General features: G+C 74.3%; 15 protein-coding genes. 10 read left to right on the top strand and 5 right to left on the bottom strand.

Annotation, left to right across the window (positions count from 1 at the left end; genetic code table 11):
• Window position 1: 1 nt before the first annotated feature.
• The 3 genes from fabG to ASG36_RS16990 are packed head-to-tail and all read left to right on the top strand — an operon-like array spanning window position 2 to window position 2,615.
• Window positions 2-706: a 3-oxoacyl-ACP reductase FabG gene (gene fabG / locus ASG36_RS17000; RefSeq protein ID WP_055766659.1), complete on the top strand. Its 705-nt coding sequence runs from the start codon at window positions 2-4 to the stop codon at window positions 704-706.
• Complete coding sequence (gene fabI / locus ASG36_RS16995) at window positions 706-1,482, top strand: enoyl-ACP reductase FabI (protein WP_082523238.1); 777 nt, start codon at window positions 706-708, stop codon at window positions 1,480-1,482. The genes fabG and fabI overlap by 1 nt, the downstream gene beginning before the upstream one ends.
• Entirely contained in the window at window positions 1,482-2,615 is a 1,134-nt protein-coding gene (locus ASG36_RS16990; protein ID WP_082523237.1) for a ferrochelatase, read from the top strand. Before fabI ends, ASG36_RS16990 begins: the two co-directional genes overlap by 1 nt.
• Before the next feature lie 4 nt (window positions 2,616-2,619).
• Here ASG36_RS16990 and ASG36_RS16985 read toward each other — a convergent pair whose 3' ends face one another.
• Entirely contained in the window at window positions 2,620-3,357 is a 738-nt protein-coding gene (locus tag ASG36_RS16985) for a hypothetical protein (protein ID WP_055766656.1), read from the bottom strand.
• A gap of 73 nt (window positions 3,358-3,430) precedes the next feature.
• Between ASG36_RS16985 and ASG36_RS16980 the strand changes: the two genes are divergently transcribed.
• Both ASG36_RS16980 and ASG36_RS16975 read left to right on the top strand, forming a co-directional pair.
• Entirely contained in the window at window positions 3,431-3,859 is a 429-nt protein-coding gene (locus tag ASG36_RS16980; protein WP_055766653.1) for an NfeD family protein, read from the top strand.
• A gap of 90 nt (window positions 3,860-3,949) precedes the next feature.
• A complete protein-coding gene (locus tag ASG36_RS16975) occupies window positions 3,950-5,332 on the top strand; it encodes an SPFH domain-containing protein (protein WP_055766652.1) in 1,383 nt (460 codons plus the stop codon).
• A gap of 52 nt (window positions 5,333-5,384) precedes the next feature.
• On the opposite strand, the gene ASG36_RS16970 is transcribed toward ASG36_RS16975, so the two are convergent.
• Entirely contained in the window at window positions 5,385-6,338 is a 954-nt protein-coding gene (locus tag ASG36_RS16970) for an RNA polymerase sigma factor SigF (protein ID WP_082523236.1), read from the bottom strand.
• A complete protein-coding gene (locus ASG36_RS16965; protein ID WP_055766649.1) occupies window positions 6,335-6,829 on the bottom strand; it encodes an anti-sigma regulatory factor in 495 nt (164 codons plus the stop codon). Before ASG36_RS16965 ends, ASG36_RS16970 begins: the two co-directional genes overlap by 4 nt.
• Before the next feature lie 189 nt (window positions 6,830-7,018).
• On the opposite strand from ASG36_RS16965, the gene ASG36_RS16960 reads away from it, so the two are divergent.
• Entirely contained in the window at window positions 7,019-8,797 is a 1,779-nt protein-coding gene (locus ASG36_RS16960; protein ID WP_162245206.1) for a SpoIIE family protein phosphatase, read from the top strand.
• Between the two features lie 80 nt (window positions 8,798-8,877).
• Here the strand turns inward: ASG36_RS16960 and ASG36_RS16955 are convergent, their stop codons facing one another.
• Together ASG36_RS16955 and ASG36_RS16950 are read right to left on the bottom strand one after the other, a co-directional pair.
• Window positions 8,878-9,285 (bottom strand): STAS domain-containing protein, encoded by a 408-nt coding sequence (locus ASG36_RS16955; protein ID WP_055766643.1) that lies wholly within the window; start codon window positions 9,283-9,285, stop codon window positions 8,878-8,880.
• Between the two features lie 228 nt (window positions 9,286-9,513).
• On the bottom strand, window positions 9,514-9,933 hold the full coding sequence (locus ASG36_RS16950) for a hypothetical protein (protein ID WP_055766641.1): 420 nt from the start codon (window positions 9,931-9,933) through the stop codon (window positions 9,514-9,516).
• 167 nt (window positions 9,934-10,100) lie between these two features.
• Here ASG36_RS16950 and ASG36_RS16945 point away from each other — a divergent pair, with 167 nt between their 5' ends.
• Genes ASG36_RS16945 through purU form a run of 4 tightly spaced genes read left to right on the top strand, consistent with a single transcriptional unit; the run spans window position 10,101 to window position 13,824 of the window.
• Window positions 10,101-11,063, top strand: coding sequence for a Ku protein (locus ASG36_RS16945; protein WP_055767739.1), 963 nt, complete (start codon window positions 10,101-10,103; stop codon window positions 11,061-11,063).
• A 7-nt stretch (window positions 11,064-11,070) separates the two neighbouring features.
• Window positions 11,071-12,036: a non-homologous end-joining DNA ligase gene (ligD, locus tag ASG36_RS16940; protein ID WP_235495161.1), complete on the top strand. Its 966-nt coding sequence runs from the start codon at window positions 11,071-11,073 to the stop codon at window positions 12,034-12,036.
• A complete protein-coding gene (ligD, locus tag ASG36_RS16935) occupies window positions 12,033-12,920 on the top strand; it encodes a non-homologous end-joining DNA ligase (protein WP_055766638.1) in 888 nt (295 codons plus the stop codon). The genes ligD (ASG36_RS16940) and ligD (ASG36_RS16935) overlap by 4 nt, the downstream gene beginning before the upstream one ends.
• Before the next feature lie 22 nt (window positions 12,921-12,942).
• Window positions 12,943-13,824 carry a formyltetrahydrofolate deformylase gene (gene purU, locus ASG36_RS16930; RefSeq protein ID WP_055766635.1) on the top strand — a complete coding sequence of 294 codons (882 nt, stop codon included), beginning with the start codon at window positions 12,943-12,945 and terminating at the stop codon, window positions 13,822-13,824.
• The last annotated feature ends 27 nt before the right edge of the window (window positions 13,825-13,851 follow it).

The following is a 13,851-nucleotide window of genomic DNA, read 5'->3' as shown; positions in this document are numbered from 1 at the left end:
CGTGGGCAGGTCGGTGCTGGTGACCGGTGGCAACCGGGGGATCGGGTTGGCGATCGCCCGCTCGTTCGCCGAACAGGGCGACTCGGTGGCGGTCACGCACCGCGGCAGCGGTGCTCCGGAGGGGCTGTTCGGCGTGCAGTGCGACGTCACCTCCAGCGCGGACGTCGACGCCGCGTTCACCGCCGTCGAGGAGCACCAGGGCCCGGTCGAGGTGCTGGTCAGCAATGCCGGGATCACCCGCGACGGGCTGCTCATGCGGATGGGGGAGGACGCCTTCACCGACGTCATCGACGCCAACCTGACCGCGGCCTACCGGGTCGCCAAGCGGGCCGCGGCGAAGATGGTCCGCGCCCGCACGGGGCGGATGGTGTTCGTGTCCTCGGTCGTCGGGCTCACCGGCTCGGCGGGTCAGGTCAACTACGCGGCCAGCAAGTCCGGTCTGGTCGGGCTGGCCCGGTCGATCAGCCGCGAGCTGGGCGGCCGCAACATCACCGCGAACGTCGTGGCGCCCGGCTTCGTGCGCACCGACATGACCGCGGAGCTGCCGGAGAAGCGGCAGCAGGAGATCCTGGGGCAGGTCCCGCTGGGGCGCTACGCCGAAGCCGAGGAGATCGCCCACGTGGTGCGGTTCCTGGCCAGCGAGCAGGCGGGTTACATCACCGGGGCGGTCGTCCCGGTGGACGGAGGACTGGGGATGGGGCACTGATGGGCATTCTCGAGGGCAAGACGATCCTCGTGGCGGGCGTGCTGACCGAGGCGTCGATCGCCTTCTCGGTCGCGCGGATCGCCCAGGAGCAGGGCGCCACCGTCGTCCTGTCGAACTTCGGCCGGGCGCTGTCGCTCTGCCAGCGGATCGCCAAGCGGCTGCCGCAGGAGGCGGCCGTGGTCGAGCTGGACGTCACCGACACCGAGCACCTGGCCACGCTGGCCGACCGGCTGAAGGCCGTGCTGCCCGAGGGCGCGCAGCTCGACGGCGTCGTGCACTCCATCGGCTTCGCGCCGCAGGAGGCCATGGGCGACGGGTTCACCGAGGTCGCGTGGGAGCACGCCGCCACCGCCTTCCAGGTCTCCACCTGGTCGCTGGCCTCGCTCACCCAGGCCTGCCGCCCGCTCTTCGGCGACACCGCCTCGGTGGTCGGGCTGACCTTCGACGCCACCGTCGCGTGGCCGGTCTACGGCTGGATGGGGGCGGCCAAGGCCGCTCTGGAGTCCACCGCCCGCTACCTGGCCCGTGAGCTGGGCCCCGAGGGCGTTCGGGTCAACCTGGTCGCCGCCGGCCCGCTGCGCACCATGGCGATGAAGTCGATCCCGGGCAGCAAGCAGTTCGAGGAGGCCTGGGAGGGGCGCGCGCCGCTGGGCTGGTCGGTCACCGACACCGAGCCCGCCGGCAAGTCCGTCGTGGCGCTGCTCAGCGACTGGTTCCCCGCGACCACCGGCGAGATCGTGCACGTCGACGGTGGCTTCCACGCGGTCGGGGTCTGATGCCCCAGGCCCTCGACGTCGCGATCACCCCGCCCGGGCAGTCCCCGGACGAGGACCCCTCGCTCGCCGTCCGCAACAACGGCGGCGCCGAGCCGTCGTCCGCGCCCGCCCCGGCCGGCCGCAAGGAGGCGGTGCTCCTGCTGTCCTTCGGTGGTCCCGAGGGTCCTGACGACGTGATGCCGTTCCTGGAGAACGTCACCCGCGGCCGCGGCATCCCGCCCGAGCGCCTGCTCGACGTCCAGGAGCACTACCTGCACTTCGGTGGGGTCAGCCCGATCAACGAGCAGAACCGCGCGCTGATCGCGGCCATCGAGGCCGACTTCGCCGCGAACGGGATCGAGCTGCCGGTCTACTGGGGCAACCGCAACTGGGGCCCCTACGTCGAGGACGCCTGGGCGCAGATGGCCTCCGACGGCATCGAGCACGTCTACGTGTTCCCGACCTCGGCGTTCGCCAGCGCCTCGGGTTGCCGGCAGTACCACGAGGACGTCGCCCGGGCCCGCGCGCTGCACCGCAACGCCGCCCCCACGGCGGAGAAGATGCCGCACTACGGCGACCACCCCGGCTTCGTGCAGGCCAACGCCGACGCGCTGCGGGCGGCGCTGGAGTCCCTGCCCGCCGACGTCCGCGACACCGCCCGACTGGTCGCGACCGCGCACTCCATCCCCGACGTGATGGCCGCGGTCGCCGGTCCCGATGGTGGGCAGTACCAGCGCGAGCTGCTGGCCTCGGCCCGCCTGGTCGTCGACGCCGTCGTCCCGGGCCGGGAGTTCGACCTGGTCTGGCAGTCCCGCAGCGGCCCGCCGTCGGTGCCGTGGCTGGAGCCCGACGTCAACGACCACCTCGAGGCCGTCGCCGCCGACGGGACGACGGCGGTCGTGCTGTTCCCGGTCGGCTTCGTCTCCGACCACATCGAGGTGATCTGGGACCTGGACAACGAGGCGAAGGAGACCGCCGAGCGGCTGGGGCTGGGCTTCGCCCGGGCCGGGACCGCGGGCACCCACCCCGGCTACGTCGGGATGGTGCGCGAGCTGGTCACCGAGCGGCAGGCCGGGGGGCAGCCCCGGCTGGGCACCAACTGCCCGGCGTCCTGCTGCTACGTCGCGCGCCCGGCGAGGCGCCCGGCCAGCTGAGGTCCTAGCGCGGCACCCAGTTGTAGGCCGCGGCCGTCGCCTCCCGCACTGCCTGTCCCAGGGGGCGGAGGGCGGCGTCGCGGCGGGCGGCCTGCGCGTGGTTCACCGCGGCGCCCGGGGCGTCGGCCAGCGCCAGGTCGAGCACCCGGGCCAGCCGCTGCGCGCGGCCGAGCACCGAGGCGGCCAGCTGGTCGTGGTCGTCGGGCAGGCCGGGGGCGTGCGTGGTCCGGGCCAGCCCGGCCAGCAGTGCGGGCACCTCAGGGTTCCACCGGGCCAGGTCGAGCCCGGCCAGCGTGCGCGCGGAGTCCCCGACCGCCAGGTCCAGGGCGCCGGACACCGCGCGCAGCGTGCCCTCCACCGGCGGGGCGGGTGGGGGAGCGGCGGAGAGGTCCACCGCCGTCCAGCTCAGCACGTCGGTGGCGACCGGCTCGGGCACGAACGCCACCCGGGTGCCGACAGCGGCCTGCCCGGACTCCAGCGCCGCCGCGGTCAGCGCGGGCACCGCCGGCATCCCGCGCAGGTCACCGGGCACCGGGAGGACGAGCCGCAGCCGGGTCTCGCCGAGCCCGCGCAGCGCGGTCAGGGCCCAGCCGAGCGGTACGGCACCGGTGGTGTCGGGCAGCCCGACGACGCGGTGGGACTGCTCCCCGGTGACGGCCTCGAGGGCCTCGTCGTAGGAGGTACGTCCGGTCAGCCAGGCGGTGGACCAGACGGCGAGCCGGCCGGCGGGGAAGTCGTGCACGGGGAACCAGGTTACGACGCGGCGGGTCCGATCGCGCCACCGTCCACCGGCCGGTCCGTGCCAGACTCGGGCCATGTCCTGGTTGCTCTGGCTCATCGCGGCCGGGCTGCTCACCGCCGGTGAGATGGCCAGCCTCGACCTCGTGCTGATCATGCTGGCCGGTGGCGCGCTCGGTGGCATGGGCGTCGCGCTGGCCACGGACAACGTGGCGCTGCAGGTCGCGGGGTTCGTCGTGGTGTCCCTGGCGCTGCTGGTCGTCGTCCGGCCGGTGGCCAAGCGCCACCTCACCTCCCGCACCACCGAGCAGATCGACGGCGTCGAGGTCTACGTGGGCCGCACGGCGGAGGTCAGTGAGCGGGTGGACGGCGAGTCCGGGCAGGTGAAGATGGGACACGACGAGTGGTCGGCCCGCACCCAGCTCGACGGCGAGAGCTACGAGGTCGGCGCGGTCGTGCGGATCGTGCAGATCGAGGGCCCGATCGCGTACGTCTCCCGCGCCTGAGGGGCCGCTGACCTGGGCAGTGTGGCCCGGCGGAACGCGAGCGGGCAGGATCGGGGGTGCTCGTCCCTCGACGTCAGGAGCACCCAGCCCGTGTCAGCTGCATTGATCGTCCTGCTCGTGATCGCCGTGCTGGTGGTGGTCGTGCTCGCCAAGAGCGTCACGATCGTCCCGCAGGCCCAGGCCAAGGTGGTCGAACGCCTCGGCCGCTACAGCCGCACCCTCTCACCCGGCCTCGCCCTGCTGGTCCCCTTCGTGGACCGCATCCGGGCGACCATCGACCTGCGCGAGCAGGTCATCAGCTTCCCGCCGCAGCCGGTGATCACCGCAGACAACCTGCAGGTGGGCATCGACACCGTCGTGTACTTCCAGGTCACCGACCCGCGGCTGGCCGTGTACGGCATCGCCAACTACATCACCGGCATGGAGCAGCTGACCACGACGACGCTGCGCAACGTCGTCGGTGGGCTGAACCTCGAGGGCGCGCTCACCGGCCGCGACGGCATCAACTCCCAGCTGCGCTCGGTGCTCGACGGCACCACCGGCCCGTGGGGCCTGCGCGTGGCCCGGGTGGAGATCAAGGCGATCGACCCGCCGCTGTCCATCCAGGACTCGATGGAGAAGCAGATGCGCGCCGACCGCGACAAGCGCGCCACGATCCTCACCGCCGAGGGTCAGCGGCAGTCGGCGGTCATGACCGCCGAGGGCCAGAAGGCCAGCCAGATCCTGGCGGCCGAGGGGCACAAGACGGCAGCGATCCTCGAGGCCGAGGCCGAGCGGCAGTCCCGGATCCTGCGCGCCGAGGGTGAGCGTGCTGCGCTGTTCCTGCAGGCGCAGGGTCAGGCCAAGTCGATCGAGACGGTCTTCCAGGCCATCCACGACGGGAAGCCCGACCAGGGCCTGCTGGCCTACCAGTACCTGCAGACGCTCCCGCAGATCGCCAAGGGCGACGCCAACAAGATGTGGATCGTCCCCAGCGAGTTCTCCCAGGCGCTGGAGGGGCTGGCCAACCTCGGCGGTGCCGGCCGCGGGAACACCCCCGAGGGGCAGAACAAGCGCTCCTGGCTCGACGTCGACGCCCCGGCTGAGGATGCCGCGCCGGCGCAACCACGCGCCCAGCTCGACACCACCGACTGGTTCGAGTCGCGCGTGCCGCGGGCGGCCGACCAGCCCGAGGCGAAGGTCGAGATGAGCACGCTGGCGGACTCCGAGCCCTCCGTGCCGCACCCCGAGGTGCCGCAGGCGCCCTCGCTGTCGGAGCTGAAGGCCGACGTCCAGGAGTCCGGCGCCGCCGCGGACCCCCGCAACCGGCCCGAGGACGACGACCGGCCCGCGCCGCCGCCGCCCTACGGCCAGGGCGGCCCGGCCGCGGAGTACGGCCAGCCCTACCTCGAGCAGGACAACCGCAGCCGGCAGCAGCAGGGCCCCCCGCCGAACTGGCAGCAGGGCCCCCCGCAGGGCTACGGCCAGCAGTAGCAGCGACGACAGAGCCCCGGCTCCCCACGAGGGGAACCGGGGCTCTCGTCCGTCAGTCCTTGAGCATGCCCTCGCGGAGCTTGGCCAGCGTCTGGGACAGCAGCCGGGACACGTGCATCTGGGAGATGCCGATGTCGGCGGCGATCTGCGACTGCGTCATGTTGCCGAAGAACCGCAGGATGAGGATGCGGCGCTCACGGGCCGGGATGGTGGCCAGCAGCGGCTGCAGCGACTCCCGGTACTCCACGCCCTCCAGCGCGGCGTCCTCCTGGCCCAGGGTGGCGGCCAGGGTGGGGGAGTCCTCCTCCCCGGACAGCCGCTCGTCCAGGGAGCTGCTGCGGTAGGCGTTGGCCACCGCCAGGCCCTCGAGCACCTCGGCGCGCGGGATGCCCAGGTGCTCGGCGAGCTCGGAGGGGTTCGGCGCCCGGCCGTTCTTCTGGGCCAGCTCACCGACCGCGGCGTTGAGCGCGAGGTGCAGCTCCTGCAGCCGGCGCGGCACCCGCACCGACCAGCCCTGGTCGCGGAAGTGCCGCTTGATCTCCCCGGTGATGGTGGGGACGGCGAAGGACAGGAACTCCACGCCGCGGGTGGGGTCGAACCGGTCGATCGCGGCGATCAGCCCCAGGGTGCCGACCTGCAGCAGGTCGTCGAAGGGCTCACCCCGGTTGGAGAACCGACGGGCGAAGTGCCGGACCAGGGGCAGGTGCTCCTCGACCAGGATGGTCCGCAGGCGGTCCCGCCGCGGGTCGCCGGCCTCGAGGCCGGCGAGCTCGACGAAGAGCGGCGCGGTGCGCTCGGCCCGACGCCGGTTGTCCGACATCGGCGGCGCCGGCGCCGCAGGGGCGGCCTCGGCGGGCGCCGGGGGTTCCTCGACGGCGTCCGGGGTGGTGGCCGCCTCGGGGGAGTCGGCCTGGCGGGGGATGTCGCTGTCCGGTCCGGTCACGGCGTCCTCGGGGCTGGCCACGGCGGTCTCGGTCGAGGTGTCGGTCGTCGTCGTCCCGGTCACCGAGCGACCGAGAGGTCGGCGTCGGCGCCCCCGACGGGGCGGCGGAGCGGGGCGGGCAGGTTCTTCTCCAGGGCGATCAGCGCCACGGCACCCTCGCCGCCGTCGCCACCGGGCACGTCGGCCTGCGTGCTGGGACCGGCGTCGACGGAGTCGACCAGGGTGTGCAGCACGGCCCAGCCGAACCCGTCGCGGGGGACGTCGGTGCCGGAGGCGGTGGGCACCCAGGCGTGGATGCCCAGACCGGCCGCGCCGACCTCGAACACGACCACCAGGGGTGCGCCGGGGCTGGCGATCGCAGCGAGGGTGGCGCTGGCCTCGTCCACGGCGAGCCGCAGGTCCTCGACGGCGTCGAGGTCGAAGTCCATCCGCATGGCCAGGTCGCCGGTCATGGCGCGGACGGCGGGGAGCTGGGTCCGGGAGGTCGGCACCCGGAGCTCCAGGCGTTCGGTGCGCCGCTCACCCGCGGGGGCGGTGCCCGTGCTGTCGACCATGCGCTCTGTTCTCCTCGCGTCGAGTTGCCGGCCGCGTCCTGCTGGGCGGCCGTCCCACATCCTCCCGCACCCGGCCCCTCCGTGCCCGGCCGCCCCGCCCGGTCGGTCCTGCCGGGTCGGCCCACCCCGGGAGGGTGGTGCTGCGCGCTGCGGTTGCCGGGTGGGTGTCGCTGGGGTGGGATGGCGCCGGTGAGCAGCGACCCGGGCCGCGCCCACACCTCCCCGTTGCCCCCGCTCCTGACCGCGCTGGACACGGCGAGCCTGGCGCTCTGGTGGTTCACCGCCGACGGGCCGGCCCCCGCGTGGAGCAACCACGCCGCCACCGCGCTGGGCGCACCGCCCACGGTCGACGGCCGGCCGGTGGCCGAGCTGGTCGCCACCGCACTCGCCGGGGGGACGCCGGTCGTCCCGCCGGGCCGGGTGACGCTGCACACCGTGCACGACGGCCGGGTGGCCGGCGTGCTGGTCGTGGTCGACGAGGGCTCGGCACCGGCCCCGACGACGGGGCCGGCGGAGTCCGCGGCCCAGCAGGTGCTGTTGCCCGCCACCCTCCCGCTGCTGGCCCGCGCCCGGGTCAGCGGCGCCTACCGGCCGGCGTCGCGCGCGGGGGCCGCCGGGGGCGACTGGTACGACGCGGTGGCGGTGGGCGAGGGCCGGCTGGCCCTCGCCGTGGGCGACGGCACCGGGGCCGGCCTCGGCGCGGCCGCGGCGATGAGCAGGCTGCGGGGGGCCTGGCTGGCCGAGGTGCACCGGGACCCCCGGCCCGACGTCGTGCTGGCGGCCCTGGACCGGTTGGCCGCGGGGATGGACGACGTCCGCGGCTCGGCGTTGTGCACCGTCCTGCTGGACACCACCACCGGTGAGGTCCGGTGGTCGGCCGCCGGCGCCCCGGCCCCCGTGCTGGCGGCGGCGGAGGAGTCGGCGCACCGGGCGCCCGGCAGCGCCCGCCCCCCGCTGGGCAGCGTCCCCGAGGCGGTCGTCCCGGTGTACACCGCGACCCTGGCCGAGGGCGCGGTGCTGGTCCTGGTGTCCGACGGGGCACTCACCGTGGACGACCGGACGCCCGACCAGGCCTGGGCAGCGCTCCTCGACGTGGCAGGGCGGGTCGCGAACGCCGACCGGGACGCCGTGGCCGATGGTCGGCTCGCCGAGACGGTCACCGGGTCGCTGCTCCCTGCCGGGGGGAGCGACGACGTGGCCGCCCTGGTGGTGCTCCGGGTGCACCCGGTCGAGGACCTCGCGCTGGCCCTCGACGCCCGGCCGGCGTCGCTGCCCGCCGTCCGTCGCTCGCTGGAGCGATGGCTGACCGCCTCCGGCATGGGGGAGACCGAGCGGGCCGCCGTGCAGGTGGCCGTCGGCGAGGCCTGCGCGAACGCCGTCGAGCACGCCTACCCCGACGGCGTGGACGGGCGGCTCTGGGTCACCGCCCACGCCGACGACGACGGCGGGCTGACGGTCACGGTGACCGACGCCGGCCGGTGGCGGACCCCCGACCGCGACCCCGGTGACCGCGGCCGCGGGCTGCTCATCATGCGGCAGCTGACCGACGAGGTGGCGGTGGAGACCCGCGCCGAGGGCGGCACGACGGTGCGGCTGCGGGCCCGGCTCTGCGGCGTGCCCGACGTCCCCGAGCCCGCGTTCGACGACGACGAGACCGACGGCGCCGTCGGTGAGGTGGACCGCACCGGCGACCTGCCCGTCGTCACCGGCACGGGCGTGCTGGACCCCACCGCGGCGCCCCAGCTGCGGATCCGGCTGCTGGAGGCCTGCCGGGGCGGTGCCGTGCCGGCCCGGCTGGACCTGCGGGCGGTCACCGAGCTCTCCTCGGCCGCGGTCACGGTCGTGCTGCAGGTCGCGCGGATGGCCCGCACCGAGGGCTGGGAGCTCGCGGTGGCGGCCCCGGCGGGCTCGGTGGCCCGGCACGTGCTGGACCTGGCCGGCGTCGGCGCGGTCGCGTCCCTGGCCTGAGCGGGCCCGGGACGACGACGGGCGCCCCACCCTGGGGTGGAGCGCCCGGACGTGCTGCCCTCCCGCAGGAGGGGTGGGTCTCAGTTCGAGCCGTTGCCGTCCACGATGGTGAACAGGTCGATCAGGCCGGTGACCTCCAGCGGGCGGGTGACCGCCCGGGTCGAGGCGACCAGCTTGAGGCCCACGTCGCGGGAACGCGCGGACTTCTGGGTCTCCACCAGCACGGCGAGCCCGGCGGAGCCCAGGAACTGGACGCCGCACAGGTCGATGACGAGCTCGCTCGGCTGCTGCTCCAGCTGGGTGTCCAGCGAGGCGCGCAGCACCGGAGCGGTGAAGGTGTCCACCTCGCCGACGACCGTCACCGTGACCGAACCGTCGGCGTCCGTGGACGTCGACAGGGTGATCACGTCGTCGAAGGGAGCGTCGGCGGTGTCGGCAGGAGCCGACGCGTCGCGCTGCCCCCCGGCGGGCAGGTCAGATGAGGTCACGGACTGCAGCTCCTCTCAGCAGCGATGCCCGACGGGCACACGTCAGCGCGGACAACTTACCGCGTACGGCAGGTCCGGCTCCGGTGCCCCGGCACGCAGGTCACTCGTTCGGTTCGTGGCGCGGCCGAGGCCGGGACCACCACGCGGCGGCTGGCTGCTCAACCGCTCTCGGGAGAGTAGTGACCCCGCGCGGTCGTGCACAACTCACCGGGGCGGCCCCGGGAGGGGTCAGTCCTCGACGACGTGCATCGCGCCTTCCTCGGGGCCCTGGCCGCCGATGGCCTCCGTGCCGCTGGCGAGGACGTCGTCCCCGACTGCGTCGCTGCCCGAGCTGTCCAGCGGGTCGGCGTCGGCGTCCTGGTCGAGCTGGGCCAGCGGCGCGTCGGGGTCCTCGGCCGGGCGGGTGCCGGGGTCGACGTCCACGTCGGGCACCTCGCGGGCCAACCGGCCGTCGAGGTCCTCGCCCTCGGCCTGCTCGGCCGCGGTGGTGCCGAAGTCGACGCTGGCGTTGGCCTCCTCACCGGCCACGCTGGGGGCGAACTGGGGGTCCTCGGCCGCGGCGGCCTCGGGGCTGTCGTCGGCGATCTCGGGGATGCCGTCGTCCTCGGGGAACACGTCGCGGGCGGTCTGGCCCTCGGGCTGCGTCATGGGGTGTGTCCTCCGTCTGGGTCTGTGGTGCGTCCGGTCCGACCTACCCCCGACGGGGCGTGCGCTACACCCGGCGGGGCGTTCCGGGCTGCCGGGCCCCCTGCTGCGGCCCTACCCTGTGATCTTGGCCCAGGGTGGGCCGTGGTGGACCTTCGACGGGAGTGGCCATGCGGTCGATCTGGCGTGGCGCGGTGTCCTTCGGGCTGGTCTCGATCGGGGTCAAGCTGTACTCCGCGACCGAGGACCACGACGTCAAGTTCCACCAGGTGCACAAGACCGACGGCGGCCGGGTGAAGTACCGCCGGGTCTGCTCGGTTGACGGCGAGGAGATCGAGTACCGCGACATCGCCAAGGGCTACGAGCTGCCCGACGGTCAGCTCGTGGTGCTCACCGACGAGGACCTCGAGGAGCTGCCGCTAGGCAGCAAGCACGAGATCGAGGTGCTGCAGTTCGTCGACCAGGCCGAGATCGACCCGGTGCACTTCGAGAAGACCTACTACCTGGAGCCCGAGGGCACCGCGACCCGCCCCTACGTGCTGCTGCGCAGCGCGCTGGAGAAGGCCGGCCAGGTCGCGATCACCAAGATCGCCATCCGGCAGCGCGAGTCGCTGGCCGCCATGCGGGTGCGCGACGGGGTGCTGGTGCTGCACACCATGCGCTGGCCCGACGAGATCCGGACCCCGGAGTTCGGGTTCCTCGACGAGGACGTCGAGGCCAAGCCCGCCGAGCTGGCCATGGCCGAGTCCCTGATCTCCACCATGAGCGGCACCTTCGACGTCTCGGCCTTCACCGACGACTACAAGGAGGCGATGACCGCGCTGCTGGAGGCCAAGCAGGCCGGCGGTCACGTGGTCGCCCCGGAGGAGACCGAGTCCGACGACGACGGCGGCGCGGTGGTCGACCTGATGAGCGCGCTGCGGCGCAGCGTGGAGCGGGCGGGGAAGAAGCCGGCGGAGTCCTCCGAGGCTGCTGAGGAGCCCGAGGAGGCGCCGGCTCCGGCGAAGAAGGCCGCTCCCGCGAAGAAGGCCGCTCCCGCGAAGAAGGCCGCTCCCGCGAAGAAGGCCGCTCCGGCCAAGAAGGCCGCCGCGAAGAAGGCACCGGCCGCGAAGGCCGCGGCCAAGAGCGCCTGAGCGTGCGGTGACGGCGCCCGACGTCGTCCCGGAGACGACGCTGCCCATGCTCGCCACCGCCGGCGAGCTGCCGACCGCCGACGGCTGGGCGTTCGAGTTCAAGTGGGACGGCGTCCGCGTGCTGGCCCACGTGCGGGACGACGGGCTGCGGCTGCGGGCGCGCAGCGGCGCCGACGTCACCCCGCGGTACCCGGAGCTGGCCCGGCTGCCCGAGGCCCTGGTCGGACACGAGGCGGTGCTGGACGGCGAGGTGGTCGCACTGCGCGACGGCCGGCCCGACTTCGGCGCCCTGCAGGGCCGGATGCACCTGGTCGGACCCGAGGTCGCCCGCCTGGCCGCCGCGGCGCCGGTGAGCTTCTTCGTCTTCGACCTGCTGGCGTGGGACGGCGAGTCGCTGCTCGGGCTGCCCTACGTGGAGCGCCGCGAGCGGCTGGACGCACTGGGCCTGGGCAACGCGCGCTGGGTGACCACCCCCTGGTTCCCCGGCGACGGCGCCAGCATCCAGCAGGCCAGCCTGGCCAACGGGCTGGAGGGCGTAGTGGCCAAGAAGACGGCGTCGACCTACCGGCCCGGGGGCCGCGGGCCGGAGTGGGTCAAGGTCAAGAACGTGCGACACCAGACCGTCGTCGTCGGCGGCTGGCGCCCCGGTGCCGGACGACGGCAGGGCGGGATCGGCTCGCTGCTGGTCGGCGTGCACGACGACGCCGGCGACCTGGTGTTCGCCGGGCACGTGGGCACCGGGTTCACCGACCGCGCGCTGGACGCGCTCGGCAGGGCCGTCACCGCGCGGACGACGTCGCCGTTCACCGGCGTGCTGCCGGCCACGGCCACCCGGGACGCGCAGTGGGTGGAGCCGCTGCTCGTCGGGGAGGTCGCCTTCACCGAGTGGACCCGCGAGGGCCGGCTGCGGCACCCGGCCTGGCGCGGGCTGCGCGAGGACGTCGACCCCGGTGCCGTGGAGCGCGAGCCGTGAGCCGGGTGCGGGTGGAGATCGAGGGCCGCCAGCTGGAGGTCTCCAACCTGGACAAGGTGCTCTTCCCCGAGGTGGGGTTCAGCAAGGCCCAGGTGATCGACTACTACGTGCGGATCGCCCCGGTGCTGCTGCCGCACGTCGCCCGCCGGCCGTGCACCTTCACGCGCTGGCCGAACGGGGTCGACGGGGCGTCGTTCTTCGCGAAGAACAACGCCCGCAACGCCCCCGCCTGGGTGCAGCACGTGACGGTGCCCGCCCCGGGGTCGACGAAGAAGGACCGCGAGGAGCTGGACATGGTGCTGCTCTCCGCCGTCCCCGACCTGGCCTGGTCGGCGAACCTGGCCGCACTCGAGCTGCACGTGCCCCAGTGGCGGGTGGACGACGACGGCGTCCCGCAGCTGCCCGACCTGCTGGTGCTCGACCTGGACCCGGGCCCCGGCACCGGTGTGGTGGAGTGCGCCGCGGTGGCCCGCCGGCTGCGCGAGCGTCTGCTGGCCGACGGGCTGGACCCGGTGGTGAAGACCTCGGGCAGCAAGGGCCTGCAGGTCTACGCCCCGATCAGCTGCGCCGACGCCGAGCACCCCTCCCGCTACGCGAAGGACCTCGCCCAGGACCTCTCCCGGGAGACCCCGGACGAGGTGGTCTGGCGGATGGAGAAGGTGCTGCGGCCGGGCAAGGTGCTGGTCGACTGGAGCCAGAACAACACCGCCAAGACCACCGTGGCGCCCTACTCGCTGCGTGCCCGGGCCGGGGCGACGGTGTCCACCCCGGTCGCTTGGGACGAGCTGGACGGGCCGCTGGTGTTCGACACCGCCGCCGTGCTGGACCGGGTGGCAGAGCTCGGGGACCTGTTCGACCTCGGGGAGCCCGCCGAGCTGCCCTGACGCTCTGGGAAGATCACCGACCGTGCCCGCTGCTGCCCGCCCCGCCGACCGCCTGACCGACACCGGGCGGCTCGTCGTCCGCTGCCCCGACCGCCCCGGGATCGTCGCCGTGCTGTCCCGGCTGATGGCCGACGCCGGCGCCAACATCACCGACAGCCAGCAGCACAGCTCCGACCCCTCGGGCGGCACCTTCACCCTCCGGCTGGAGTTCGTGCTGGACGACCTGCCGGCCCGCCGGGCCGAGCTCGAGGCCCAGCTGGCCGCGCTGGCGGGGGAGTGGCAGCTGACCTGGCGGCTGGTGCTGGCCACCGAGCGGCCGCGGCTGGCGGTCTTCGTGTCCAAGACCGACCACGTGCTGCAGGAGCTGCTCTACCGGGTGAGCGCCGGTGACCTGGCCGCCGAGATCGCCGTCGTCGTCTCCAACCACCCCGACCTCGAGCCGGTGGCCCGCGCGCACGGCGTGCCCTTCCACCACGTGCCGGTCACCCCGGACACCAAGGCCGACGCCGAGGCCCGCGCGCTCGAGCTGGTCGGGGACTGCGACCTGGTCGTGCTGGCCCGCTACATGCAGATCGTCTCGGCCGACTTCTGCAGCCGGTTCCCCGAGCGGTTGATCAACATCCACCACAGCTTCCTGCCGGCCTTCGTGGGCGCCAACCCCTACCAGGCCGCCGCCGACCGGGGGGTGAAGCTCATCGGGGCCACCGCGCACTACGTCACCGCCGAGCTCGACGCCGGGCCGATCATCGAGCAGGAGGTCGCCCGGATCGACCACCGCGCCACCGTCGAGGACATGCGCCGGGTCGGTCGTTACGTGGAGCGTCAGGTGCTCGCCCAGGCGGTGACCTGGCACGTCGAGGACCGGGTCATCGTGGACGGCGCCAAGACCATCGTCTTCGCCTAGGGTCCCCCCGTCAGCGCCGACACCCCT

The sequence above is a fragment of the Geodermatophilus sp. Leaf369 genome (genome assembly GCF_001424455.1).
Lineage (GTDB): Bacteria > Actinomycetota > Actinomycetes > Mycobacteriales > Geodermatophilaceae > Klenkia.
Note: the sequence above shows the minus strand (reverse complement) of the source record. Positions and strands in the feature narration are given on the sequence as shown.